At 41.7% G+C, this 25,567-nt stretch carries 19 protein-coding genes; 12 read left to right on the top strand and 7 right to left on the bottom strand.

Annotated features, from left to right (window positions below; translation table 11 throughout):
- Nucleotides 1-90 precede the first annotated feature (90 nt).
- On the bottom strand, nt 91-1,323 hold the full coding sequence (locus D9603_RS03810) for an MFS transporter (RefSeq protein WP_128730249.1): 1,233 nt from the start codon (nt 1,321-1,323) through the stop codon (nt 91-93).
- Nucleotides 1,324-1,430: 107 nt separating this feature from the next.
- Here D9603_RS03810 and D9603_RS03805 point away from each other — a divergent pair, with 107 nt between their 5' ends.
- Nucleotides 1,431-2,318, top strand: a complete 888-nt coding sequence (locus tag D9603_RS03805) for a LysR family transcriptional regulator (protein WP_128730248.1) — start codon at nt 1,431-1,433, stop codon at nt 2,316-2,318.
- Nucleotides 2,319-2,461: 143 nt separating this feature from the next.
- On the opposite strand, the gene D9603_RS03800 is transcribed toward D9603_RS03805, so the two are convergent.
- Nucleotides 2,462-2,902, bottom strand: coding sequence for a MarR family transcriptional regulator (locus D9603_RS03800; RefSeq protein ID WP_128730246.1), 441 nt, complete (start codon nt 2,900-2,902; stop codon nt 2,462-2,464).
- Nucleotides 2,903-3,094: 192 nt separating this feature from the next.
- Here D9603_RS03800 and D9603_RS03795 point away from each other — a divergent pair, with 192 nt between their 5' ends.
- Nucleotides 3,095-3,523, top strand: coding sequence for an organic hydroperoxide resistance protein (locus D9603_RS03795; protein ID WP_128730245.1), 429 nt, complete (start codon nt 3,095-3,097; stop codon nt 3,521-3,523).
- 40 nt (nt 3,524-3,563) lie between these two features.
- Here D9603_RS03795 and D9603_RS03790 read toward each other — a convergent pair whose 3' ends face one another.
- From D9603_RS03790 to D9603_RS03780, 3 genes are all read right to left on the bottom strand, one after another.
- Nucleotides 3,564-4,007: a hypothetical protein gene (locus D9603_RS03790; RefSeq protein WP_128730243.1), complete on the bottom strand. Its 444-nt coding sequence runs from the start codon at nt 4,005-4,007 to the stop codon at nt 3,564-3,566.
- 292 nt (nt 4,008-4,299) lie between these two features.
- Nucleotides 4,300-6,450 carry an ATP-binding protein gene (locus D9603_RS03785; RefSeq protein ID WP_128730241.1) on the bottom strand — a complete coding sequence of 717 codons (2,151 nt, stop codon included), beginning with the start codon at nt 6,448-6,450 and terminating at the stop codon, nt 4,300-4,302.
- Nucleotides 6,425-7,606 carry an extracellular solute-binding protein gene (locus D9603_RS03780; RefSeq protein WP_125251446.1) on the bottom strand — a complete coding sequence of 394 codons (1,182 nt, stop codon included), beginning with the start codon at nt 7,604-7,606 and terminating at the stop codon, nt 6,425-6,427. The genes D9603_RS03785 and D9603_RS03780 overlap by 26 nt, the downstream gene beginning before the upstream one ends.
- A 484-nt stretch (nt 7,607-8,090) precedes the next feature.
- On the opposite strand from D9603_RS03780, the gene tmk reads away from it, so the two are divergent.
- The 10 genes from tmk (at nt 8,091) to D9603_RS03725 (ending at nt 22,359) form a co-directional block, all read left to right on the top strand.
- Nucleotides 8,091-8,744 carry a dTMP kinase gene (gene tmk / locus D9603_RS03770; protein ID WP_128730238.1) on the top strand — a complete coding sequence of 218 codons (654 nt, stop codon included), beginning with the start codon at nt 8,091-8,093 and terminating at the stop codon, nt 8,742-8,744.
- 1 nt (nt 8,745) lies between these two features.
- The gene (gene holB, locus D9603_RS03765; RefSeq protein WP_128730237.1) at nt 8,746-9,645 is read left to right on the top strand and encodes a DNA polymerase III subunit delta'; all 900 of its coding nucleotides are present in this window, start codon (nt 8,746-8,748) and stop codon (nt 9,643-9,645) included.
- Nucleotides 9,646-9,656: 11 nt separating this feature from the next.
- Nucleotides 9,657-9,980: a PilZ domain-containing protein gene (locus tag D9603_RS03760; protein ID WP_125251442.1), complete on the top strand. Its 324-nt coding sequence runs from the start codon at nt 9,657-9,659 to the stop codon at nt 9,978-9,980.
- A gap of 7 nt (nt 9,981-9,987) precedes the next feature.
- Nucleotides 9,988-10,782, top strand: coding sequence for a YchF/TatD family DNA exonuclease (locus tag D9603_RS03755; RefSeq protein WP_128730235.1), 795 nt, complete (start codon nt 9,988-9,990; stop codon nt 10,780-10,782).
- On the top strand, nt 10,766-12,604 hold the full coding sequence (locus tag D9603_RS03750) for an alkaline phosphatase D family protein (protein ID WP_128730233.1): 1,839 nt from the start codon (nt 10,766-10,768) through the stop codon (nt 12,602-12,604). The genes D9603_RS03755 and D9603_RS03750 overlap by 17 nt, the downstream gene beginning before the upstream one ends.
- 534 nt (nt 12,605-13,138) lie before the next feature.
- A complete protein-coding gene (locus tag D9603_RS03745; protein ID WP_128730322.1) occupies nt 13,139-16,777 on the top strand; it encodes an ATP-binding protein in 3,639 nt (1,212 codons plus the stop codon).
- A gap of 159 nt (nt 16,778-16,936) precedes the next feature.
- Nucleotides 16,937-19,921 (top strand): TonB-dependent receptor, encoded by a 2,985-nt coding sequence (locus tag D9603_RS03740; RefSeq protein WP_128730231.1) that lies wholly within the window; start codon nt 16,937-16,939, stop codon nt 19,919-19,921.
- A gap of 154 nt (nt 19,922-20,075) precedes the next feature.
- Nucleotides 20,076-21,164, top strand: coding sequence for a Xaa-Pro peptidase family protein (locus tag D9603_RS03735; RefSeq protein WP_128730229.1), 1,089 nt, complete (start codon nt 20,076-20,078; stop codon nt 21,162-21,164).
- Between the two features lie 9 nt (nt 21,165-21,173).
- On the top strand, nt 21,174-22,118 hold the full coding sequence (locus D9603_RS03730; RefSeq protein ID WP_128730227.1) for an ornithine cyclodeaminase family protein: 945 nt from the start codon (nt 21,174-21,176) through the stop codon (nt 22,116-22,118).
- Nucleotides 22,099-22,359: a hypothetical protein gene (locus D9603_RS03725; protein ID WP_128730226.1), complete on the top strand. Its 261-nt coding sequence runs from the start codon at nt 22,099-22,101 to the stop codon at nt 22,357-22,359. The genes D9603_RS03730 and D9603_RS03725 overlap by 20 nt, the downstream gene beginning before the upstream one ends.
- Here D9603_RS03725 and D9603_RS03720 read toward each other — a convergent pair.
- The gene (locus D9603_RS03720; RefSeq protein ID WP_128730224.1) at nt 22,341-23,507 is read right to left on the bottom strand and encodes a putative manganese transporter; all 1,167 of its coding nucleotides are present in this window, start codon (nt 23,505-23,507) and stop codon (nt 22,341-22,343) included. The genes D9603_RS03725 and D9603_RS03720 overlap by 19 nt on opposite strands.
- A 70-nt stretch (nt 23,508-23,577) precedes the next feature.
- Nucleotides 23,578-25,203: a M28 family metallopeptidase gene (locus D9603_RS03715; RefSeq protein ID WP_128730222.1), complete on the bottom strand. Its 1,626-nt coding sequence runs from the start codon at nt 25,201-25,203 to the stop codon at nt 23,578-23,580.
- Nucleotides 25,204-25,567 lie beyond the last annotated feature (364 nt).

The raw sequence follows: 25,567 nt of genomic DNA, 5'->3' as shown, positions 1-25,567 counted from the left end.
AACAAAATAGCAAAATCTTTGTCTTAAAATAGGCCTTCTAATCAAGATAATTGGTACAAGACTTATAGAATCGAGTTATCTAATACTCAATTACTGACTCTCGCTGGTGAAATTATGGCCTAATCTGTTAACATGCTTCCACATGACTATCGTCACACTGATTAATAGGGTAGCTACAGCGACTAGGGTGTTAAAATTCAGTGTTTGATTGTCTTCAGTTTTGACCAATAGACTTGCGAAGATACCGCTTGCAGCAATTGCAAAGTGTTGAATTGCATTTTGTAAACTAATAAAGGCACTACGCTCTTGCGCCTGTAAAGCAACAATAAGTTCTGTTACCAAAATCATTGAACGACAAGAGCTCGCAATGATAAAGAGTATAAAAAGTGCCGCTGAGAATGTACTTCGACTTGTATTAAAGCCAACCAACACAGTCAGTAGCATAACCCCACTTAGGAAGTAAACTAAATACGATGTGGTTCTATTACTAAACTTACTTCTCGCATATAGCTGAATGACAATAAATGAGCACACACCGCTGAGTAGGTAGCAATAACTAAGTGAAGTATTGGAAATGCTGAAGTTGGTTATTAGCATGACGGGAAACTGAGTTGAAATGATAAATGTGCTCATCACAACAACAAAGCTAAAGAGTAGGGCAAAGCTTAGCTTTTTATTAAATAGATGGTTGTTGTTTTGTTTTATTTGACATTCATGATTGACATTCGCTGGTATATTTCTTTTATGCTTTTGCATAAAAATTAACAGAAACAGCAGCGCAGTGATAGTCAAGCAGCAGCCTAATAGAAATATACTCGACTGCCAGCCGACATGCTCGGTGATAAATAAAAGTACGGGTATTCCTATCGCAAGGGCACAAGGAAATGTGCTTAGTAATATCGCTGTATTTCTTTTTTTGTTGTGGTGGTCGCTGAGCAAAACAACAAGATTAAGATTAAGTACAAGTGCTGCACCCGCGCAAAGGCCGGTTAATGCTCGTACAACTAGAAGCGAGTAAAAACTATTGAGCAACGCAGCGCAAAGCGTAAAAAACGCGGCTGCGAGTAGTAGACTAATGAGTTTGCGACTTTCGTTAGCAACGTTTTCACCGCCACGAACCCATAAACAAACGAGTGAGGCAGTAACTGCATAAACTGCAACTAATAGTCCTGAATTTGCAGGGGTGGTATGAGTGCTAAGCGCCATTTGCGCGCTAAAAGGAACAATGATTAAAGCATCCAAAGCGAGTAGAAAATGTATGGCAAAACATAATCCAAGTGTGACACTTGAGTGCACTGAGTTGTTTAACGAGGCTGAAAGCATATATATCCATAATCAAATTAACAAAAGAGAATATGATTGTATTAACCTCACTAAGGTAATAAAGTGCGTTATATTGGATGCATAAACCCACTTTTTGGGCTAATAAAATGACTGACCAAGTAGATCATCAGTGGTTAAAGAGTTTTCATTGTGTTTATGAATGTGTGAGCTTTAAACAAGCCGCCGAGCTTTTAAGGATCCCGACTTCAAATGTAAGTAGACATATCGCCTTACTAGAGGAAAAGCTTGATACAAGATTATTGGAGCGCACAACAAGAAGGATTTCTGTCACGGAAGCTGGTGAGCAACTGTATGAGAGTACAAAGCCGCTGCTTGAGTCATTATCAGATGCGATGCAAGAAGTAACTAGACATGCAAGCACGCCGACAGGGCATTTGCGCATATTGATGCCCGATATACCAATACTTGGTAGGGCAATCGTGACATTTTGTAGCGCTTATCCTTCAGTCTCAATCAGCTGTGATACTAGCCTTAGTCCAAGGGAGAGTTTACTCGATGGATTTGACCTCGTGCTCTACTTCCATCGTGGTAACCTTGAAGATAGCAACTGGGTGGTAAGAGCGCTTGCGCGATTACCAAGCGTTGTAGTTGCTGCGCCTAACCTACTTAAAAAACATGTGCCCCCATTTACTTTATCAGATATGCAGGGTTTACCTTGCATCTCAACACTCTCCGCGTTAAACGGAACACCTTGGATATTTAAATTAGAAGATGGGCGGTTAAAAACGCTACATGTTAATTCAAGCTTTAGAGTAAACAGTGGAAGTGTGGCTAAATTAGCAGCGCTGGAAGGACTTGGTTTTGCTATTTTACCAGTAGAGGCATGTAGATCTGAAATCGAAAAAGGCGAACTTATACCAATAAACTTGGAGCATCCGCCAGAAGATCTCGTGCTCTATGCGCTGTACGCGGGACGAAAACACCTTGCAAAAAAAATCACGGCATTTTTGCAGCACTTGCAAGCGACTTTTTAAACGTTATCATCTTTGAGTGATAATTGCGTCACTGAAGTAAGGCTATCTTAGATGCACTGCATTCGAATACACCGAGAAAGAGAGCGTCAGTTTGAGACCACTTTTATGGCTTATACAGATGAACACCCCTCATAAAAATATGTTTATTCAGTGCTCGCTAAATCTTGATTGATCAAATCTAGTAGCGCAATAAGTGCTGTTGCTTTGTCCTCATTGATACTCGGAAATTTACAGCGAATTTGTTCTGGAATGCTCGCTGCTTGATGTCGTAATTCGTTACCTTTAACTTGCAGTTTTACAACCCGCTTGCGCTTATCTTGCTCATCTTTAACGATAGTAAGCAACGCTTTGTCGGTCATTTTCTTTAAAATCTGTGTCATTGCGCCGCCATCGATAGCCGTCTTTTTTAGTAATTCAGCAATGCTGATTTCGTCTTGCTCCCACAGCGCCATCATGACCACATATTGCGGATAAGTGAGTTGAAGCTCAAGTAGAGATCCTCGGTATGCTCGGGCAATGCCATTAGAAGCCATGTATAAACGATGACAAATTTGTCTATCTAAATTTAGTTGTGCGTAATTCATCGTATTCTTTTATTACTGTATTGATAAGGTATTTTAATTTGCATGCAAAGTATTTGCAATTCTAAATGCTTTCGCATATTATTTTGCGTGCAAAATAAATTGTTAGCAACAAGCATGACTCATCTGGAGTACAGGCTGTGTTTGCTAGCATTTGAGTGATTATCCAAATGGTATGAAATTGAGGAGAACAAGATGAAAGCACTTCAGAGTATAGCGTATACAGCTAACGCGACCGCGACTGGTGGACGAGAAGGCACTGCAAAGTCTGATGATGGTCGTCTTGATATCGAGTTATCAACACCCAAAGCACTTGGTGGCGATGACGGTCAAGGTACTAATCCAGAGCAATTATTTGCAGCAGGTTACGCAGCATGCTTTATTGGTGCATTAAAACTAGTTGCGGGAAAGGCAAAAGTGACATTGCCAGATGATACGTATATTAATGCCGAGGTTGCTATAGGGCCGATTGAGGGCGGTTTTGGGATTGCAGTCAAGTTAGCTGTTTCAGTTGGGGAATTAGACAAAGAAACGGCGCGCGCATTGGTCGACAAGGCTCATGAAGTATGTCCTTATTCAAATGCTACGCGCGGAAATATTGCAGTTGAGTTATCTGTGATTTAAGCCCATGCTGCTTTGTTGGGCCAGTTTTTTCAATATTGGCTCAACCTGTTGTAAGTGGGAGGGTGGTTTTAAAATTGTGAACCGCTCCACCGGTTCGAAAATCAATCTGTTTGACCTGTTCAATAATTTCAACGGTATCAAAACCGCTGAGAAGGCCAAACATCGCTGCTTGCTGACCAGAGCCAATAGCATAGGATTGTGTTAGTGGCTCTGATTTGCAGGTGCCATGTTTCACATAGCCATACCACACCCCTTTGTGTGGATGATATTTTATAAATTCTAAACTCTCTATTTTGTCAAACTGGCTGTTGGTAAAGTTGTGCTCTAGGTTATGTATATCGCACGTTTGACCTGTGCAAAATACCCTCCAGCCATTGTGGTCAAACCATTTTTGGGCATTATCTGTAACAATAATCTTGTCTGTAGTGGTTCTGCTATCACAGGCTATCTCTGCTGTAATGGCGTTATAAACAATGGTTGTCATTCCTTCTGACTCCTATGAAGTTGAATATCTGGTCAATTAGTAATTTTGAATGCTAAGGGGTGAATCTGGGCGTTGGCTGCGTGATAAGCTTTAAATTTGAATGCCAAGTTTCTTAATTTTATGATTTATTTTGAGGCGATAAAACCCTGTCGATAATATCACTACTGTTTTTTAGCCACACCACAAGTTGATTACCGGAGCGTGACACATTCAATGTTTACCTAATGTGAATATATTGAAATTATTATGATCTTAATACATGTTTTTGTTTGAAGGAGGGCAAAAGTGCCCTTTACTGGATGAGTGTATTAATTACTTCATAGAGCTTTTTCATATCGATAGGCTTTGCAACGCAGGCATCAAAGCCAAGCTTTTGATAACTTTCAAGCTCTCCTGACATTACATTTGCAGTCACCGCAATTAATGGAATCTGCTTGTTATCAAGCCTAACTTCTGCGCATACCTCCAAGCCGTCTTTTTTTGGCATCTGAATGTCGATAAAGAAAATATCGGGCTTTCTTTTTTTATATAGTTCTATCGCTTCCTCACCATCTTTGGCGATAACTAGCTGGGCTTGAGTTGGCTTTATCATTGCGCTAAATATTTTCTGATTTAACGGGTTATCTTCGGCCAACAATAAGTTTTTATCTTTGAGTTGGGGGACGGCATGTATATCTTGGTGTGCGTGCAGCAAAGGTGTAGCGCAAATACTTAGGTTTAGCTCAAGTTTAAATTCACTACCAACACCTTCTTCACTTTGTACACAAATGGTGCCACCCATCAGCTCAGTAAGTTGTTTTACGATGGCAAGTCCTAGCCCTGTTCCACCATATTTTCTCGTTGTAGAGGGATCCGCCTGTTGAAAGCGCTTAAATAAGCTGTCGACGGTCGCTTTATTAATGCCTGCGCCGGTATCAATAACTTGTATAGATACTAATTTTCCAGCATCTTTCATGACTATACGGATCTCTCCAGAACTGGTGAATTTGACCGCATTTGAGACCAAATTACGGAGGATTTGTTTTAGCCTCAAAGGATCTGCCAACCTGTAAGGGGAGGTTAGTTTTTCACAATCAACTATCAAGGGTACCTTGAGATTGTCAGCCGTATGAATAAATTCATGTTTAACTTCCGTTGCGATACGGATCAAATTAACTGCAACAGTCTCCACTTTTAATTCACCCGCTTCAATTTTTGAGAAGTCGAGTAAGTCGTTTAATAAACTGAGTAATGTTTTTGTTGATGTCATTCCTTGAGTGATCAATTCGTTTGAGTTGATCGCATCGCTATGATGTTTCATTAGCTGAAATACGCCATAAATACCGTTAAGTGGTGTCCTTAATTCATGGCTCATATTGGTTAGAAAGAAGGCTTTGGCGCGTTCAGAGCTTTGCGCTTTTATTTTTTCATGTTCTAAAGAGCTAATTTGCAACTTAATTTGCTTGGCTAATTGGTTAAGCGTAACTTGTAATGTTTGCAATTCCTTAAATTCAAAGTCGTGAGTAGTCGTTACATAGTTGCCTTGCTTCAACCGATCACAGTGGCGCTCCAACATCAACATTGGATTAATGAGCCGTTTTGACAACTTTCTTAAATACCAAACTAGTAGCGCAACTAAAATCAAACCAAAAGATATGATGAGTAATATTGCTCTGATGATGTCATTTGAAAAAGGGGTGGATTGACGATGTAGTAACAGCTCTAGTTTTATCCTGTCCTCATCAGCAGAATATATAATATCTTGATAATCAGTTTGGTCATGTCGCAGCTCTGCGCTCCCTTCTAACGTTAAATCGCCACTTTTTAACGAGATAATACCGCTATTTTCGCTCGCTTCGAAGAATGGCTGTAAATCAAGTTCAAGAAAGAGTACGCCAGTGTGGTTATACGGGCGCATCAAAGATGACTGCTTTTGTCTGAGCGGTATTTCTAAGAATAACTTTGCTTCTTTTGTTTGGGAGCCGTTAATATCGGCCATCGATACGACACGTTTTTTAATTTTGAGTGTTCGCATTTGTTCTGATAGCACTTGATTAGTGTATGCAGAGAAAACTTTGCTGTTCCATTTTAAGGTGTAAAACGGGTATCCCTCTACTGTAAAAATAGAGCCATCATTAATAAAAGCGGATTTAATCATCGCGTTATTATCAACAACCTGTGTGAGTACCTTGATCGCATGCTGAGTGTATAATAAGTTGTTGGGCAAACTTGACAGTATGTAGTCTTCACTTATCGGTGCGAGCTGATAGATCAATTCATTGATTTGTGCTTTAAAATCGTTGATCAGACTGTTTCCTTTTCTTTTAAGGTCTTCCTGTATGAGTGCTGCTTGTTGTTCTAACAGAGCAAAGCTAACCATCGCGACTAGAATCAATAAAAAAATTGAGAATAATGTCGTAATTTTTCTTTTTATTTCTTTAACGATGCTGTGCTTTTGTTTCATTTTTCTGCGACTTTGTGACGATAAACTGCATATACTCAGTGGTATCTTCAACGCTATACACCCCACCTAAATAGCGTGTTAGGCCTTTGAGTATGGCTTCCCAAATATAGGCCATAATGGGTTCATTAGGTTGTGGGTAAGTATGATTAAGTGAGGCGATTAACTGTATTAACGCAATATCTTTTCGCTTTGTTAACTTGTCTAGGCTGTCAGAATTTGTTGGTAGCGCTTTTAACTCATCCCAAAGACGATCTTGAACACGTTGGCTTTGCATAAATTCAACTAGTAATTTCAAATGCGGCTTTTTTTCCGATTCGACTGCGTTCGCAGGAAAAGCCAAAACGTGGGATGATGCAAACGAGATGAGCTGATGCCCTCCCCATCTTGGTAAGGAAGCGATTGCTAAGTTATCTTTTAGAGTATCTTTGAGTTGTTGATACGCCCAAATGCCATTCACAAAGTAGCGTAATTGCGCACTTTTAAAACGATTCATTAAACACTGGTACGCACAATCTGCGTCAATAATGCCACTGTTTAGCAGTAACTGGTAATTTGATAAGGCCAAACGCATCGCTCTCGTGTCGAGATGAGGCTGATCAGATAAAATAACCTCTTCCTGTAGAGCGTTCACAAAGGTAATAAACCAATACATTTCATAAAAATTCCACCCTAACTCGGGCGCTTTAAAGTGGCCTTGCTGGATGTAGTGTTGGAGATCTGTTATTGGCTCGGGTACAAGCGAGCGATTATAGTAGAGTACTAGATGATTACCATACATGAGGGGGATGCCTTTTATTACTCCGCCCACTTTACTCGTGTTTTTGACGCGCAGTGTGAGTTTATCTGCAAGCCAACTTGACGGTATAGTTGAAAACCGTAATTCAGACAAGCCCATATAATCACTGGGAATAATTACAGCATCGGGGAGTTGCATCGCATCTGCGTATTGTAATAGCTCACTTTTTAGTTGGTTATTATTGAAAGCTAAAATGTTTATTTTGATGCCTGTCTGCGCACTAAACTCTTCAAAAAGTGGCTGAAAATCAAAATTTTCTAGGCCAACTGCAATGTCAATGCTGACATTGGCTTTCGCTTGGATAGCACCACTGTGAAGACTCAAGAGCAGCAAAATAGTACAAATTAATCGACCTTGCATAAAATAACTATTCCGTAGTGAGTTTAATAATACCAATTTTCTTAATTAAGTGGTCTATTTTGAGGCGAGAAAATCTTGTCGATAACGAGGCAAAAAATTCGCTATTTAGTTGTTCTAAATAAAAAATTTTTAATGCTGTTAGCGTCAGATTTACTCCTTCAAATTGAGCAAGTATTAAGTCAAATTGGTATAAGTATGTCTCTATCGCGCAGGTATTGGTTCTTTGTCAGTGTAGTCTATATTTCTGCGCTTGGAATCAATACAGGTGAAATCGGCAAAGTAGGGGATGGTTTTTATCTATGTCTATAAGTCTTAGTGAATTCTTCAATCACTGCTTTGCCTAGCAAAATGATGATAGGTACTTATCCGAAGCTCAGGTTGAATAGTCATGTTATTGTGTTAATTATAATGAGAACAGCGATGAATAATTTCCAGAAACACGATAAAATACACAGCAAATAAGAATGATGAGTACAACCTTGTTATGAATAAAGGGTTTATGCTGGCCTGTGATGGCAGCAATGGTGCAGGTAAAACAACTGTTATCTCAGGCATAGAAACGCACCTAAAACAACGTGGTATTGAAGTTGTGATGACTCGAGAGCCAGGTGGAACAAAAATATCTGAAAAAATTCGTGAAATCATTCTCGATCCTTCGACACCCGAAATGACTGAAATGGCAGAATTGATGTTGTTTGCTGCGGCGCGAGCACAGCATGTGCGGGAAAAAATCATTCCAGCCCTTGAACAAGGTAAAGTGGTTATTTCAGATCGATTTGACGCCGCGACGTTTAGTTTCCAACACTACGCACGAGGTCTGGATCTCAACACCATAACGACGATTAATCGGCTCGCGTTGGGAGATTTTAAAGCAGACATGAACCTCATATTAGATCTTGACCCCCAAGAGGGACTAAAGCGAGTCAAGTCAAGAGGGGAAGGGTTAGATAGGCTAGAAGATGAGCAGCAACAATTTTTGCAGCGTGCCCGGGAAGGTTACTTGCTACAGGCAAAAAATGACCCAACGCGCTTTACTGTAATTGATGCAAGTCAGAGTAAATCAACCGTGCTTGCGCAGAGTATTGAACTTGTAGATAAGCTTATTGATCAACATATTAAGTTAAGCTCGAGAGTGTAATATGCTTGCAAGTTGGCATCATACTCCCCTTAATCAACTAGCCCAAGCGCAGCAAGCTGGCCGTTTGCATCATGCACACTTGTTGTCGGGTAAAAAAGGCGTAGGCAAAGGCGTACTCGCTAGACATTTGGCTAATGCCTTGCTTTGCAATAGGGCTGAGACACTGACTGCCTGTGGGAGCTGTAAAGCATGCAGCCTCAATCTTGCCGGTAGTCACCCTGACAAACTTATTATCGCGCCTGATGGTAAATCGATAGGTGTAGATGAGATCAGAGATATCACCAACTTTTTAAACCACTCAGCTCAGCAAGGGGGGAGTAAAGTTGCGCTAATCGAGCAGGCACATCTGATGACACATTCTGCGGCAAATGCGTTATTAAAAACACTGGAAGAGCCTAATTTTAACAGATATTTACTCATAACCAGTGATGATGATAGCAAATTGCCAGCGACGGTGTTAAGCCGCTGCAACAAAGTGACAATTCACTCGCCGAGTTTGACAGAAGCTGCAAAATGGTTGGCAGAGCACGATCTCGGGTCTAACCTTCCTTGGATCCAAGAGTTTTCACTTCAGCCCTTTGTGATTTCAGGGTGGCAAAAGGAAGGGCTTATCGATGAGGTAACACAGTTATTTAACGCAGCGAATAAGCTCGATGGCGAGAGTGCATTGCAAGTTGAAAAGATACTATTAAAACACACTTCGTTGAGTGATGTATTTGCACGCTTTTTGCTAAGTCGTGTTAAGTCTGCGATGCTATCAGAAGCGGGCCTCAGCTTTACACAGTATCAAGCGTTATTAAACCTTATACATCGTTTTATGTATGAACAAAAAAATGTGTTAGGGTTAAATCAAAGCCTTAGCATTTCAAATTTGCTTTTTGCCTTACAAAAACAGTTATAAAGAGGTGGTACATGCAAGAGTTACTTGCGGATTTTGAAGACTTGGATGAGCTCTATCGCTGTTATATGCCGTTCTTGAAGTCAGGGGGTATATTCATTAAGTCAAATGCCCATTTTGAGATGGGACAGGAGTTAACACTACGAGTCACGCTTCCTGATGCGTTAGAAGCTGATGAGGTGGAGGTCATTGTGGCATGGTTAACTCCACAAGGGGCACAAAACTCTAATCCACCAGGAGTTGGTGTGGCGTTTGTTGACGCGCCAGCTTTAAACGATAAAATAAATAAATTACTGGGTGCAGCCTTGAACTCAGATAAACCCACTTACACAATGTAGAGCCAGTATGATTGTAGACTCTCACTGTCATTTAGATAGATTAGATTTTGATAAATTAGGCTTAAGCCTTGAAGAAGTATTACATAATGCGAGACAAAAACAGGTCGAACATTTCCTATGTGTTAGCGTTACTCTAGAGCAGTTTCCCGCTATGCTCGAGAAAATTTCTGGATTTGACGATGTATCAGCTTCTTGTGGTGTACACCCCCTAGACCAAAAAGATAAACTAGATATTGATAAGCTCCGTAACTTGGCTAATAACGAAAAAGTCGTTGCTATTGGTGAAACTGGCTTAGATTATTATTATTCCAAAGAGACTCATCAAGTGCAGCAAGAGAGCTTTGCTGGCCATATTGAGGTGGCAAATCAGTTACAAAAACCACTTATTATTCATACTCGTGACGCCAAAAGCGATACAATCGATATTATGAAAGCGCACAATGCGCAAAATTGTGGTGGCGTATTACATTGCTTTACTGAAGACTGGCCAATGGCCAAGCAAGCTTTGGATTTGGGCTTTTATATCTCGATTTCTGGTATTGTGACATTTAAAAATGCCAGAGCATTACAAGATGTGGTAAAGCAAATTCCTATGGATAGGCTGCTGATTGAGACAGACTCTCCTTATTTGGCTCCTGTTCCACACAGAGGCAAAACTAACCAGCCTGCATATGTGCAAGATGTGGCGTATTTTATCGCGGATCTAAAAGGGGTTAGCTATAAAGAAGTGGCTCAGCAGACTAGCAATAATTTCTATTCGTTGTTCAACTTGGTAAACCGCCAACATGGCAGCACAACGTAATCAGCTACCACTGGTATTGATGGCGCCTTTACTTAGGCGCGTCGATAAAAGTACAGTTTGTATTCAATTTGCCACCAGCGAAGCGGTTAGTGCTGACGTAAAACTCACGGGCTTTGAAAGCGATTGTGACGTTGAAGAAATACAGCTGGGCGGTGCGTGCTTCTTGTACACACTTCTGGTACGCCCAAAAAATAGTTTGCCAACAAATACACTCATAAGCTATGTGTTGTTAATCAATGAAAATACTTTTAGTCCAGAGTATTTGCGTTATGGCGAAATGCTGCAATTTGCGGTTCCTGATAAGTTAACTCACATTTTACACGGCTCTTGTCGCAACCCACACCACCACTCGAAAGACAGCTTGCATACAGCCGATCTGTGGCAAGCACAGCAACGTGAACTAGGAGAGATAGGGGCTGACTTATGTATTTTTTCAGGTGATCAGATATATGCAGATGACGTTGCAGGAGCCACACTCCTCGCTATCCGGCAGCTGATCCAACGTCTAGACCTCTTCACGGAAACAAGACTGGAGATTGAGCTACCAGATGATGCGCAAGCTCAGTTATATCAGCGTCATCAATACTTACCAAAAACGCCTTGGCAATCACGTTCAAAGTTTTCTGCAGGGTATTGGTTTCGAAAGGATGAAGCACACTTCTCAAGCGTGAAAGCGTTTAATCACCTTATCTTCTTCGAAGAGTTTGTAGCTTGTTATTTATTAAACTTTTCTCATACTGCGTGGCAGCTTGTCGACTTTGATGCGCTAGTCTATGAGGGAAATAACGAGCGCAATAAACGAGTATTTGACTCTGAGCTTATTGCCATAAAGGACTTTGTTAATACCTTATCAAGCGCCGAGCGTCTTTGTGCAAATGTACCCACTCTGATGATGTTCGACGATCATGATGTGACGGATGACTGGAACTTAACAGCAAAGTGGGAGCAGGCCATTGCAAATCATAAAGTGAGCCGCAGGATAGTGAATAATGGTGTGATCAGCTATTGGTTATTTCAAGGGATCGGAAACGATGCTTTTGAGCAAAGTCGTGCGCTGCTTGACGGTTTTAAAAACAGCTTACATGAGAAAAAGTGGCAATTTGATGCGTTCGATAGGCAAGTACGTCGTTTTACCCGTTGGCATTATTGCCTAGATACCTTTCCAAAGGTAGTGGTATTAGACACCCGTACACATCGTTGGCGCAACGAACAAAACTTTAATGAACCAAGTGGCCTTCTAGACTGGGAAATGTTGATGGAGTTGCAAGATACGCTTATCGATCATCGTGCAGTATTGATGGTCAGTCCAGCCCCTGTATTTGGCGTTAAAGCGATTGAGACGATTCAAGCTGTCTTTAATGCCTGTGGTGAACCTTTAATGGTGGATGTTGAAAACTGGATGGCACACGAAGGCGCTGCAAGAAAGCTAATTGAAATCTTCAAGCGCCCTGATACCCCGAAAGAAACAATTATCTTATCTGGTGATGTACACTATTCATTTTGTTTCTCGGTTCAAGCGCGTTTTGGCCGTCATGACAACCGAATTTGGCAACTTACCGCTTCCGGTATCAAAAATGAATTTCCAAAGCCATTGATCAAGGTGTTAGACAAACTAGATACCATTTTGTATGCCAAATATAGTCCGCTAAATTTATTTACTAAACGTTGGCAACTGTCTGTTAGCAAACATCCTTCCTCTATCAAAGACCATGGTTATTTGGTCTCAGACTCGGCAATTAGTTTAGTCACCCTGGATAACGGCTTACTTGAAAAATACGAACTGCTTCATGGCACTGGGATCCATAGCCATTTTGAACTCTAACTATTTTACCTTTAGGGCTCAAAACTTGAGTCCTAAGTTTTTCAGTTAAACTTTTACTACTTACCGAATTTAAAGAAATCAATCGGGCGCGAGTTATACCAATTTTCTTAATTAAGTGGTCTATTTTGAGGCGAGAAAATCTTGTCGATAACTCCGCTACCGCGTCCTGCTATCGGTAAGGTGCCTACATCCCTTTAGGCAAGGCAAAAATTTTGCTATTCAGTTGTTCTAAATAAGAAATTTTTAACGCTATTAGCTTCAGATTTACTCCTTCAAATTGAGCAAGTATTAAGTCAAATTGGTATTACGTTGTAATTTTTTTGTGCCGCTACTTCAGCTATTGCTGTTTATAAACTAAGTCATTTACGTGATGTAAATGGTATCACCTTTGAAAAAATGATACGCTTTTTTTGCTTTTGCTATAGTTAGTGTAATGAAAGCAAACATCAACAAAATATGATCCGACTTAGGTATCAATTCACAGCAACTGCATTGACGAATAGAATAGGCCGAATTGGTGTATTGCTATTGAGTATGTTGTTGAGCTTACCTAGCATCGCTAGCTTTCCAGAATTTAGCGATACAGCACAAGTGATGCGTCGTTATGATTACAGCTCTGGTTTGAGCCAAGTGACAATTACAGCAATCACACAAGATCAACTTGGCTACATTTGGGTTGGAACACAATCTGGGTTGAACCGGTTTGATGGCCATGATTTTATCCAATTTGAAGTAAAACAAAACTCTAAAAATCACCTCTCTGGAGGCTTTATCACCTCTCTTTGTCATAGCGGCAAATACATCTGGATTGGAACGAGTACAGGGCTTAGCGTGTATGACGCGGAGGCTGGATTATTTCGATCTATTTTGGCTGCCTACAATGATGCGATTAACTCAGATAGAGTAAAAAAAGTTGCTTGTTATGGCGAATCGGTGACGGTGTCAACGGAAGAGGGGGATGCCTATCGTGTTAACTACCAAACTCTTGAACCTGAGAAGTTATATTTAACTGGCAAGTTTGTCCGCGATGTACAAGAAACAAGGAACGCATTTGTTTATCTTAATGCCGACGGCCTAGTTAGCCAGCCAAAAGATAAAGTCGGTGCAAAGGTTATTTTAGACGGTGAGTTTAAGACGTTATCGCTGTCTCATGGACGTATATTTGCGGTTGATGATGAAGAACAAATAATTGCTTTTGACACTAAGTTCAATAAAGTGCTTTGGAAAAAAGTCATTAGCGACAAAGTAAACTTTAGCATTTTCCAAGTTAAAGTGCGTACGAATGAGATTTTAGTCGCGTCAAATAATGGTGTTTTTGTACTGGATCTACAGGGGAATATCAAACGTCATTGGTATCGTCGCGCCGAACAAAATGATGGCTTACAAGATAATAATATATTAAGTGTACAAAGAGATCGCAATGGCGATTTATGGATTGGTACTGAATCTCAAGGGTTACATTTTTTCAGCCAATTGAGCGAGTCATTTGGTCACGTTGGAGAACAAAACTTCCCCCATGCACCGCTTGGTCACCCAGATGTGCGCAACTTTGCACTGGACAGTAGTGAACGACTTTGGATTGGAACTTCATCAGGGTTATATATTTATCAACAGTCTAGTTTTATTGAGGCCTATCGGCTATTTCCTAGCCTTTCAGCGATAAAGGGTAGTTTTATTACTCAAGTAAAAATCTATAACGATACCTTGTGGCTAACGACCAGAGGAGACGGGGTGATAAAATATGGCTTATTGCAAGGAGAATATCTGCATTTGCAGCCAGACTCGGAAAACGGCCCTGAACTAAGCTTTAATGATATAACAAAGTACCAATCACAAATATTAGTCAGCTCAAGAACGCTTGGCCTTATGCGTTTTGATAACGAGTCCAATCGTTTATTACCATTTTTTGAGAATCGTCCAGATACACCCTCACATGTTTCTTCGTTTAAAGTCGTAGGTCAAGACCTGTGGTTTGGCTCTATTGGTGAGGGGTTATTTAAATATAGCAAAGGTCAGTTACACAACATCACGACTCAAGATGGCCTGAAATCAAATTTAGTTTTTATGATTGATGAAGACCCTTGGCAACGGCTTTGGATTGCAAGCGAAGCAGGAGTAAGCCTTGTTGATAAAGATATGCAAGTAGTAAAAACCATTGGCGAACAAGATGGGTTAGGTAATCAGGCTGTTTGGGGGCTTGTGTATGATGACTACGAATATATGTGGCTGGGTACAAGCGGCGGGTTATCCCGTGTGAATGTGATGGACTTTGCAATAGATAACTTTTTACCTATTGATGGTGTACAAGCTCATGAGTTTAATTATAACGCGGCATGGAAAGCCCCTGACGGTAGAATTTTTATGGGGGGAGCCAAAGGCTTCAACCAGTTTTTCCCTCAAAATGTATCTATTTCAAATAGTGCGAGACCTATTTTGGTTTCAACAATAGAGTTGCTTGGGGAGCCAATAAAGCCTAGCCCAAATGGGATATTGCCAGTCGCACCGGAATTGGCCAGTGAACTGCACTTGCGTCATGACCAAAATATTATTTCTTTACAGTATTCGAGTCTCGATTTTGGTTCTGAAAAATTAAGCTTCTATTATCGGATAAAGGGGCTGAGTGACAAATGGTTAAAACTTGCAAATGGTGCACGGCAAATTAATTTACTTCAGTTGGAGCCTGGGGTATACCGGGTCGAAACATACACCGTCAATCGTTTCAATATGCAGTCCCCAGTGCATGAGTTCAGTATTTATGTTGATGCACCGCTTTGGTGGAACACATATTCAAAAGCATTATACGGCCTAGTTATTATTTTTATTATTGTCGGGTTTGTTAGAGCGCGGCAGCAACGCTATCGAAAGGTGCTTAGAGATAACCAAGCCATGTCTGCCCTTCAAGAGCGTTTGGAATTATCACTGTGGGCAAGTGGCGATGAACTATGGGATTGGCATGTCGAGTCTGGCTGCATATATCGCTATAGTGTCAACCCAAAAATTAACTTTGGCGAATTGCAAGACAAACTTATTCTAAGCGAGTTAGACCAGTTTGTGCATCCTAAGGATTGCGTATTGTTGGAAGAGCGCTTACTAGCCTGTGTAGATGGTAATGAAGATGTATACGAGTTAGCTATTCGAGTGAAAGGGCAAGATGGTGAGTGGGTTTGGGTGCTTGACCGCGGGAAAGTGGTGGCAAGAGATGAAAATGATAAGGCACTTCGCATTGCAGGTGCTTTGAAGGATATAGCTGATCTCAAAGCACATCAACAGGCCCTGCAGTCGCTAAATGAGCAATTAGAGATTAAAGTGGCGATGAGAACCGATGAGCTTTACAAGAAGAATCAAAAACTTGAACAAGCTATGATTGAGCTAAAGCAAACTCAAGAAGAGCTGATTGAAAGTGAGAAAATGGCTTCTTTGGGTGTGGTTGTGGCAGGTGTAGCTCATGAGATTAACACACCTTTGGGTATAGCAATCACAGCGCTGTCTCATAATGAAGATTGTTTGTCTGACCTAGTTGATAAACTAGAAAATAAAACTCTAAAGCAAGCTGATTTAGTCGCTTCCATTGCATCGCAAAAAGAAGGCTACTTATTGGTCACACGAAACTTAAGACGAGCTGAGAGTTTGATCAGCAACTTTAAACAAGTGGCAGTGGATCAGTCCAGTGAAGTAGAACGTGATATTAACCTGCTTGAGTATATCAACGATGTTTTTGACTCATTAAAGCCACTTGCCAAAAATAAAGAAGTGCAATTGGAAATAGATGGAAATAGGTCGATAAACATTACTACTTTTCCCGGTGCGATTTACCAGATAATGGCAAATTTATTTAATAACTCAGTCATCCACGGGTTTGAAGATAGCGCCTCAGGGTGTGTACGAGTAACAGTAGAGGAAAACGGTTCACATTGGAGTATTATTTATAGTGATAATGGCATCGGTATGGACGAAATAATGGAAAAAACGTTATTTGAGCCATTTGTAACAACCAAACGAAATCAAGGTGGCTGTGGTTTGGGAATGCATATTGTGTATAACCTAGTAACGCAATTATTAAAAGGGGAGATCCGTTGTAAAACCGCGAAGTTCGAGGGTGTTGAAATTACTATTCGTGTACCCCTTACTCGTTCTGCCACTGTTCAATCAGACACGTCTTCCTCTCCTTCTTAATACCATGACTAAGGATAGTCCTCCTCAGTACCATTAAAAACAAATAACTATAAAACCAGCAATAATTGAATAATTAATATTGTATACAATATATCTATTGTGTATTGTTTGCTTGTTACCTAAAAACACACTCATCAATAGGAACATAAGGACAACACAATGCGTAATAACAAAAACACAACGCACATTCTAAGTAAAACGCTCCTGGCATCCGCACTATCAATGGTAATGGGGGCATCAACAGCTGTCGCTGCTGATGGTAATAGCACAGTAAAAGGCAGTATCAAAAGTGGTCAAGGTATTGAGTTGGCACAAGCTCAATTGACTTTTACGCACAACACCAAAGGATTAAAGTTTAGCGTTAAGACAAATACTAATGGTGAATATACTATCCGTAACCTCCCTGTTGGCACCTATACTGTGTCTATTAATAAAGCTGGATTTGAAACGCTTTTGGAGAAGAATGTCGAGCTTAGTATCGGACAGGCAATTATTTTAGACGCGCAACTGTTAAAAGAAGGACAAAATATAGAAAGAATAGCAGTGAGAGGTACAGCTATTCGCAGGGTTGATATGGGGTCATCGACTGCGGGGGTCACGTTTACTGACTCTGAGCTAAAAGTTATGCCAGTTAACACAGGCTTTGAGAGTATCGCTTTACTGGCCCCAGGCACTGCGCAGCCCGGTGGTGATGCGTTTAAAGGCGCATCAAGCTTTGGCGGTTCATCGTCAGCAGAAAATGGTTATTATTTTAATGGTCTTAATGTAACAAGCATTCGCTCAGGCTTAGGAGCTATTCGCTTGCCTTGGGAGGCAATCGCGCAAACTCAGATAAAAACAGGTGGGATCAGCCCTGAATTTGGCGGAGCATTAGGCGGAATAGTGAACGCAGTATCTAAATCAGGGGATAATGAGTTTACACTTGGCGCTGAATTACGAATAGACCCCTCGTCATCACATAGTTATCACGATTCTACTTACCTAGATAACGGCACAATCCATCTCAATACACAACAGAATTATGATTCATTTAAAGCACTTCAAGTTTGGACAAGCGGTGCGATTATTGAAGATAGCCTGTTTTTTTACGGCTTATTTGCGCCCCGCAGAGAAGACAGTCGCTGGGCAGGACAAACGACCTACAATGATAGGAGCCGAGATGAAGACCGTTGGTTCACAAAGTTAGATTGGTTCATTAATGAAAACCATTCTGTTGGTATTTCAGCAATGAACAACAAGCGAGAATGGACAAGGCAAACTTACACTTATGATTGGCAGCGTAATACCATAGGTGATAAGCAAGGTGTGGCAGCCCCGGGGGAGGATGGTGGTAAAGTATATAGTGTTAACTATAACGGTTATCTGAGTGACTTCTTCTCGGTTTCAGCAGTGGTAGGCCAAGTGACTGAAAATGTCGAAAATATAGTCGCATCAACGGCTCCTGGGGTCTGGGACGAACGGGGAAGTACAGTAACGCTATCGAGCCACACCGCCAGTGGCGTGTCTGAACAAGAATTTATACGCGATCAAGCGCGGCTAGACTTTAATATCGATTTAGATTATCACGCAATTTTGTTTGGGGTTGACTACACAAAAGTACAAGTAGAGTATTTTGAAGGACAAAATGGACTCGCAGACGCACAAGGGTGGTGGACGGTAAAGACCGCAGGGGAAAATAGCATATCAGGTGCTGCACTTGGGCAAGACTATATTGAGCGTCGGGTCAGGACACGCACAGTTGACTCCGAGGTGAAATCATTGGCGTTTTATGTCAACGATTCATGGCAAGTAACAGAGCAACTGGTTTTCAATTTAGGACTTAGGTACAGCCAATTTGAGAATACGGTTACAGATGGCCGCGCATTTGTTGATATGGACAATCAACTTGCACCAAGGTTGCAAGCAATTTATGACCTAAATGGTGACGGTGAGTCTAAGGTGTTTGTAACCTATGGACGGTACTTTCAGCCTGTTTCCGCGAATATGAATATCACTCAAGGCTCGGCATCAGTAGAGTGGTTTGAATATTTTGACCTAGACCAAATTGATGGTAATGGTTACCCTGTTTTGTTGCAAGATGGTTCACCAAGTCGTGGAGAAATGCTACGTGACAGGCGATGGCGACAACGGGGTATCACAGAGCCGGGGCTAATTGCGTCATCTTCTCTAAAGCCTATGTATTCCGATGAATTTACTTTGGGTTATCAAACCTCAATTTTTGATGATATGGCTTTTGGTGTGAGGGCAATTTATCGTGATCTTGGTCGTAGTGTTGAAGATACTGATGTCGGCCCTGTTCTTGCGAAGAAGTTGGCAGAGCTAGGTATACAGGACAATGTAGGGCAGGGGTCGTACTATGTGTTAAACAACCCTGGTGAAGCTATCACCATGAGTTATGACTTTGATGGCGACGGGCAGGCTGATGATATTACGCTAACGGCTGAAGAACTAGCACTTCAGCAGGCCGTTCGTAAATATCTTGCACTTGAATTCACTTTGGAAGGAAATATTTCCGATAAGCTGAGAATAAACGCCTCTTATACTTGGTCTCATAGTTACGGCAACACCGAGGGGTTGGTAAAGACAGACAATAACCAAGCCGATCCCGGTTGGACAACATCGTATGACTATGCTGATTTGATGGATAACGGCTATGGTAATTTGCCTAATGATCACCGCCATTCAATAAAGCTATCTGGATCGTACGACATTACTGATGAGTTTACATTGGGATTGGTTGCCCGTACCACCTCAGGACGTCCGATGAACTATTTTTCAAAACACCCAGTTGGTGTGGATAGCTGCCGAAATGGCAGCCCATGGGATGATTGTGTAAGTAAAGATTATGGCCATGTTTCTCATTATGATGAAAATGGTAAGGCCATACCTCGCGGCAGCGTTGGCGAATTACCGTGGGCGACAATAGTGGATGTATCATTGAGTTACTCCACTGACGTACTTGGGCATGATTTATTGCTGAAGGGAACAATTTATAACTTACTTAACAGTGATAAGGCATTGGACATCAACGAGCAACGCTCATTAGATGGAGACAATGGATTGGTGGTTAACCCCGACTATGGCCTAGCGACACTGCGTCAAACAGAGCGTTACGCTTCATTAGTTGCAAGGTTTACATTTTAGTTTTCTTAAAGATACCAAAGCCAAACAGGTTTGTTTGGCTTATTTTCTCGACTAAAATTTGATACAGAGTGGACTTACGGGTACGGTTCACTCGCTTTATTTTAGTGAACATGACTTTTATTAAAACAGGTCAATAAAAAGGGTGCTGACTTCTATGCAGGTTAACTATTCAGCCAGACAACAACGTTTAATTAAGAAGTTACAACAACATCAAAGTGATGCTCTTATTGTTTATGGCTACGAAAATATTGTGTATTTGACCGGCTTTACAGGCCACGCAGCAACATTACTTGTGCGAGCTAATGGACAACATCAACTGATCACCGATTACCGGTATTTTGAGCGTGCAGGCAATGAAGCCGTCGGCGTTGAGGTTGTGCTAAGAAATCGTGACGAAGAATCTTTGCCCAACTGTATTTTCAGGTTGCTGGGTAAGGTACGTCAGGTTTCATTTGAGGCGCATCACATTAGTCACGCAGATTTTTTGTCATTAAATACCAGCTCAAAAAGTCAGATGCTGATAGCCGCGCCGCTATGGGTGGAATCGCTTAGACAAGTGAAAGATGAATATGAAATCCACTGTATTCAACGGGCAGCAGAGATTGCAGACTCTGCACTTGCGCATACATTGCGTTTTCTCAAAGCGGGAGCTACGGAGCGAGAAGTTGCGATTGAGCTTGAATATCAGATGCAAAAATTAGGCTCTGAGGGCGTCGCTTTCGATACTATTTTACTATTCGGCGCGCGCTCATCTCTCCCTCATGGAAACCCAAGTAATACTAAACTCAACCTCGGAGACTTAGTGCTCATCGATTTTGGTGCTGTAATAAACGGTTATCGTTCTGATATGACAAGAAGTTATGTACTTGGTGAATCAAGCCAACAGCAACAATCAATGTTTGAAACAGTGCAAGCAGCTCAGCACGCAGCGCTTGAGCTGATAAAACCTGGGGTCAATTGTAGCGAGTTGAATACAGCTTCGCATCAAGTGCTCAGTAATAGTCCATTTGCACAATACGCAGGTGAAGGTTTGGGACATGGTGTTGGATTATTTTTGCATGAACAGCCATTTATCAAACCTGGCGTTGACCATCAATTAGAAGTTGGCAATATCATCACCATTGAGCCGGGTATTTATATTCCAAATTATGGCGGCATAAGGCTTGAAGAGGATGTCTTAGTGACAGAAAGTGGGTTTAAATGTTTAACCCATGCTCCGCAAAACTTTCAGCTCGCGAACTAAGGAGTCAAGATGCAGATTATCTCTCGCCAAGAAGTAATAAATAACCTTAACTACTCAACGCTAATACAGGCGCTTAAGCACGGTTTTGCACAAGCCGCGGGCACCCCTGCACGACAAGTTTTTGAGTTGGATGATAGCCGTAATAATCATGATGCGTTTGCTGTTTTGCCCGCGTGGAATGCAGACGTGATAGGGGTCAAAGCATTTACGTATTTTCCGAGCAATCCCCAGCATGATAAAGCGACACTTTACTCTAAAATCATGCTATTCGGGCGCGAGTTTGGTGAACCGCTGGCATTGGTGGACGGCACCGAGGTAACGTTATGGAGAACATCTGCAGTGTCAGCATTAGCAGCAGATTATCTGGCACCGAAGGATGCTAAGCATTTGGTCTTTTTCGGGTCAGGAAATTTAGCGCGTTATATGATAAACGCTCATTTAAGCGTCAGAAATTATTCTAAAGTTTCCATAATTGCACGTAATGAACACAAAAGTGGTCAGTTAGTAGAGTTGCTATCATCACAATATCAAGATATTGAGTTTGTGCGTTACAAGCGGGCAACTGCATCTGTTATTGCATCAGCAGATGTGATCAGTTGCGCGACTGGTAGTCATTCGCCACTATTTGATGGCGAGTGGCTAAGCGGGGGGACGCATATAGATTGTATTGGTAATCACCATAAGCATTGTCGAGAGTGCGATACAACAACCGTGGTGAGAAGTCGAGTATTTGTTGACAGTCGCGCTAATGTATTAAACGAAGCCGGCGAACTATTATTGCCGATCAGTGAAGGCAAATTCAGCGCCGAAAAGATAGTTGCAGAGCTTAGCGAAATGGCTAAAAATAATCTCAGGCGAAGTGATGAGCATGAAATTACTTTGTTTAAGTCTGTAGGAACAGCATTAAGTGATTTAATAGGAGCAAAATTAGTATATGACTTGGTTCAAAAGTAAAGAGCAAGGCAAAGTATATGAGGTCACCGCAGTAATTAAAGCCGCAGACAAACGCTTGGTTAATCCCTTAATATGTCACCAGTGCCACATGTTAGTCAGCTATCAAGGGGCGGGCGGTTATACAAAAAGTGAAAAGCTGTTGTATGATGACACCTTTTACAAAGCGTTCCAAAATCGTGATAGCTGTTACGTGATGGTGGATGATAATGGCATTCGGCATTATCATCCCAGTGAGAAATAAAATAAGCCGTAGCCCACAATAAATGCGGGCACTGCTGAGTAGAAAGTAGCAAATAGTGCTGCCCTTGGCGCCAGTGCAATTGCAGGAAATAACGCGTCACCATCGTTAGCTACAGCATTTGCTGCAAGTGCACTAAAGGGCACCACACCTTGAAGATACAGAGTCGTCACAACAATCTGTGGTCCACAACCAGGCAACAGCCCGACAAGTATAGCTACAAGTGGTGCATAGATAGCGTAGTCTTTAAACCACATAGCCAGATCAAGCCCTAAATATGCGGTAGATAATTCGTAGAGTAAGAAGCTTGCAACCACCCAAGCGGTGACAAAATGCGTGTCCTGTAAAACCCGAGTAAGCTTAGAAGGCGGGTCGCATTCACCCTCTTCACAGGTGATGTCTTTATAACTGACACCTTTTGAACTTAGTGCCCAAACACTGACGGCGAAAAGGCACAGTATAGCGCCTAGCCATATTATTATGTTTTCAAATGGTGCCATGTCAAAGTTAAACGCGATAGCCAGTGCAATTACCAGACTTGGAAGTAAACATAATTTCCAAACCTTACGGCTGATACTGAAAGCACGACTGACATGTAGTGCTTCTTCTTCGACTTTGTTAACACGCTGTGGTACACAAAAGTCGGGTTTATGAATTAAGTGCACGGCAACTCCGCTTGCAATGCCCACACCGACGCCCATTGTAATGATTATGACGGCTGTAAGCGGCTCCTTAGCCAATAGCAAAAACGCGGCATCTCCCATCGTTGCTGTAAGTACTGCCACAACAGAGGCAAAACTAGCTTGCTTTTTGGTAAATTGAGTAACAACGATGATTGCACCACCACAGCCGGGTAAAGCGCCTAATATTGACGCCATGATAATTTCAAGAATAGGGGATTTAGCACTGAGATAATTCAGGTTGAGTTGTGGGATCTTATCAACTAAAAAGTAATAGATAAGTAAAGTGGCCGCAACGAAGACGCTGACTTGAAAAAAAGCATCACTTAGTGCGCCAAGAACAATAGGTCTGGCTGTTTCAAATGCCAAAAGTACGATGATGAAAATCGGTAAAACCAGACGTTTGTTAAACAATAAACTCACCTTAGCTATGTGTGCTGGTTGAGAGTATCGAAGAAGAGATGAAAGCATAAAGTGCAACCCGTGTATTATCTAAGTTGCACTTTAGATTTAAATTAAATGAAAATCAATATCATTTGTATTATTTTCTTTGGAACTCGGCGGTTGCTTTCCATTTTGGCCATTCATTTTGTTGAGACACATCATAGCCAACTTTAAAGAAAAGTTGCAGGTCTTGCACCGCACCGCTTAGATCCCATTCGTCACGGTAGCGATCACATGGCTGATGATAACAACCACGCAATACCAGCCCCATGCGCTTGCGATACTTTTCAGTAGCGGCATCTCGAGCTTCAGTTCCGCCACCTGCATACATTGCAGGTACGCCCATGTTCGCAAACGCGAAATGATCCGAACGGTAGTAACCACCAGCCGCTGGGCGAGGATCGCCTGAGACTGCACGGTCTTGCGCCTTTGCAGCTGTTTCTAGCATTTCGTCAAGCTCTGACTTTCCAATACCCACAACGCTGATGTCTTTTACTTTACCTAAAAGGTTTAGGCTATCCATATTGATGTTAGCAACAGTTTGCTTTGCAGGGATCACTGGGTTTGCAGCATAAAACTTAGAGCCTAGCAGGCCTTGCTCTTCGGCCGTCACCGCTAAAAATGTAATTGAGCGGTCAGGGCGTGTTGGTAGCTTAGTGAAGGCTTCAGCGACTTCAATCATGCCACCCGTACCACTTGCGTTATCATGAGCACCGTTATAGATTTGGTCGCCTTTACGGTTTGGGTCGATACCTAAGTGATCCCAGTGTGCAGAGTAGATGATGTGCTCATCAGATTTTTTACTGCCAGGAAGGGTAGCAATAAAGTTATATGAAGTAGATTTTTTAATCGTGTTCTTGACTGTGACAGAGGCACTGAGGTTGCCCATATCGACATGATATGCGCCTTGCGCCGCTTTTGCCTTAGCGGTCTCGAAATCAAGCCCTGCTTTTTCAAATAATTCTTTTGCGACGTCAACGGTTACCCAGCCTTCAACAGCCACACGATCCATATTATTATTTTCTTTTTGGAAACCAAATTGTGGTCCACTCCAAGAGTTTTCCACTACGCTCCATGGGTAAGAAGCTGGTGCGGTTTCATGAACAATAATAGCGCCAGCAGCACCTTGACGAGAAGCTTCCTCGTATTTATACGTCCAGCGGCCGTAATAAGTCATTGCTTCACCAGTAAACTTGCCTGAATCAGGGTTAGCAAACCCAGGGTCGTTGACTAGCATGACGACTGTTTTACCCTTAACATCTAGCCCTTCATAATCATTCCAATCGTACTCAGGCGCGTTAACACCGTAGCCAACAAATACAAGCTCTGAATCTGTAATTGATTCAAGTTCGCTGATCCGAGCAGAGCCCATCACCATATCTTTTTTATATTCGTAGCTTTTGCCACCAATTTCTAACGTCATATTAGGGTCTGCTTCCAGCGAGACAAGGGGAACCTCTTGTAGGAAGCTATTGCCATTACCAGGCTCATAGCCAAGTGCTTTAAAATGTTTGGTTAAATAGGCAAGTGTTAGCTCTTCCCCTTTAGTTGACGGTGCGCGGCCGCCAAATTCGTCAGATGCGAGTGTTTTGATGTGAGCTCTTAGTTGAGCATCATTAATACTGTTATACGCAGTGTCGATGTCTTGAGGGCTATTGCTTGTGCTAACACAGCCCGCAAGTACAGCAACAGAGAGTGCGCTGAGCGCCAGTCTAAGTTTCATAATTGCCTTTCTTTTACTTGTTAGGAACCCGTAACTTGTAACACAAAATACGGTAAAGTTCGAGAATAAGGAGACGTTCATCACTTTATAGAAGCGACTTACTAGTAGCTTGTAGGGTCGTTTTCAATCAGGTATCACCATCGCGATGTTATACCAATTTGACTTAATACTTGCTCAATTTGAAGGAGTAAATCTGACGCTAACAGCGTTAAAAATTTCTCATTTAGAACAACTAAATAGCAAAATTTTTGCCTTGCCTATATGGATGTAGGTACCTTAGCGATAGCAGGACGCGGTAGCGGAGTTATCGACAAGATTTTCTCGCCTCAAAATAGACCACTTAATTAACCCCAGCTCGGGATAA

Origin of the sequence: Pseudoalteromonas sp. PS5, from assembly GCF_004103255.1 — a bacterium.
In the GTDB taxonomy this organism is placed as follows: domain Bacteria; phylum Pseudomonadota; class Gammaproteobacteria; order Enterobacterales; family Alteromonadaceae; genus Pseudoalteromonas; species Pseudoalteromonas peptidolytica.
This window is presented reverse-complemented; position numbering and strand designations above follow the sequence as displayed.

Bases quoted from the DNA above. Each gene is read 5' to 3' on its own strand.
- D9603_RS03810 (WP_128730249.1), bottom strand. From the start codon at position 1,323: ATGCTTTCAGCCTCGTTAAACAACTCAGTGCACTCAAGTGTCACACTT.
- D9603_RS03805 (WP_128730248.1), top strand. From the start codon at position 1,431: ATGACTGACCAAGTAGATCATCAGTGGTTAAAGAGTTTTCATTGTGTT.
- D9603_RS03800 (WP_128730246.1), bottom strand. From the start codon at position 2,902: ATGAATTACGCACAACTAAATTTAGATAGACAAATTTGTCATCGTTTA.
- D9603_RS03795 (WP_128730245.1), top strand. From the start codon at position 3,095: ATGAAAGCACTTCAGAGTATAGCGTATACAGCTAACGCGACCGCGACT.
- D9603_RS03790 (WP_128730243.1), bottom strand. From the start codon at position 4,007: ATGACAACCATTGTTTATAACGCCATTACAGCAGAGATAGCCTGTGAT.
- D9603_RS03785 (WP_128730241.1), bottom strand. From the start codon at position 6,450: ATGAAACAAAAGCACAGCATCGTTAAAGAAATAAAAAGAAAAATTACG.
- D9603_RS03780 (WP_125251446.1), bottom strand. From the start codon at position 7,606: ATGCAAGGTCGATTAATTTGTACTATTTTGCTGCTCTTGAGTCTTCAC.
- tmk (WP_128730238.1), top strand. From the start codon at position 8,091: ATGAATAAAGGGTTTATGCTGGCCTGTGATGGCAGCAATGGTGCAGGT.
- holB (WP_128730237.1), top strand. From the start codon at position 8,746: ATGCTTGCAAGTTGGCATCATACTCCCCTTAATCAACTAGCCCAAGCG.
- D9603_RS03760 (WP_125251442.1), top strand. From the start codon at position 9,657: ATGCAAGAGTTACTTGCGGATTTTGAAGACTTGGATGAGCTCTATCGC.
- D9603_RS03755 (WP_128730235.1), top strand. From the start codon at position 9,988: ATGATTGTAGACTCTCACTGTCATTTAGATAGATTAGATTTTGATAAA.
- D9603_RS03750 (WP_128730233.1), top strand. From the start codon at position 10,766: ATGGCAGCACAACGTAATCAGCTACCACTGGTATTGATGGCGCCTTTA.
- D9603_RS03745 (WP_128730322.1), top strand. From the start codon at position 13,139: ATGTTGTTGAGCTTACCTAGCATCGCTAGCTTTCCAGAATTTAGCGAT.
- D9603_RS03740 (WP_128730231.1), top strand. From the start codon at position 16,937: ATGCGTAATAACAAAAACACAACGCACATTCTAAGTAAAACGCTCCTG.
- D9603_RS03735 (WP_128730229.1), top strand. From the start codon at position 20,076: ATGCAGGTTAACTATTCAGCCAGACAACAACGTTTAATTAAGAAGTTA.
- D9603_RS03730 (WP_128730227.1), top strand. From the start codon at position 21,174: ATGCAGATTATCTCTCGCCAAGAAGTAATAAATAACCTTAACTACTCA.
- D9603_RS03725 (WP_128730226.1), top strand. From the start codon at position 22,099: ATGACTTGGTTCAAAAGTAAAGAGCAAGGCAAAGTATATGAGGTCACC.
- D9603_RS03720 (WP_128730224.1), bottom strand. From the start codon at position 23,507: ATGCTTTCATCTCTTCTTCGATACTCTCAACCAGCACACATAGCTAAG.
- D9603_RS03715 (WP_128730222.1), bottom strand. From the start codon at position 25,203: ATGAAACTTAGACTGGCGCTCAGCGCACTCTCTGTTGCTGTACTTGCG.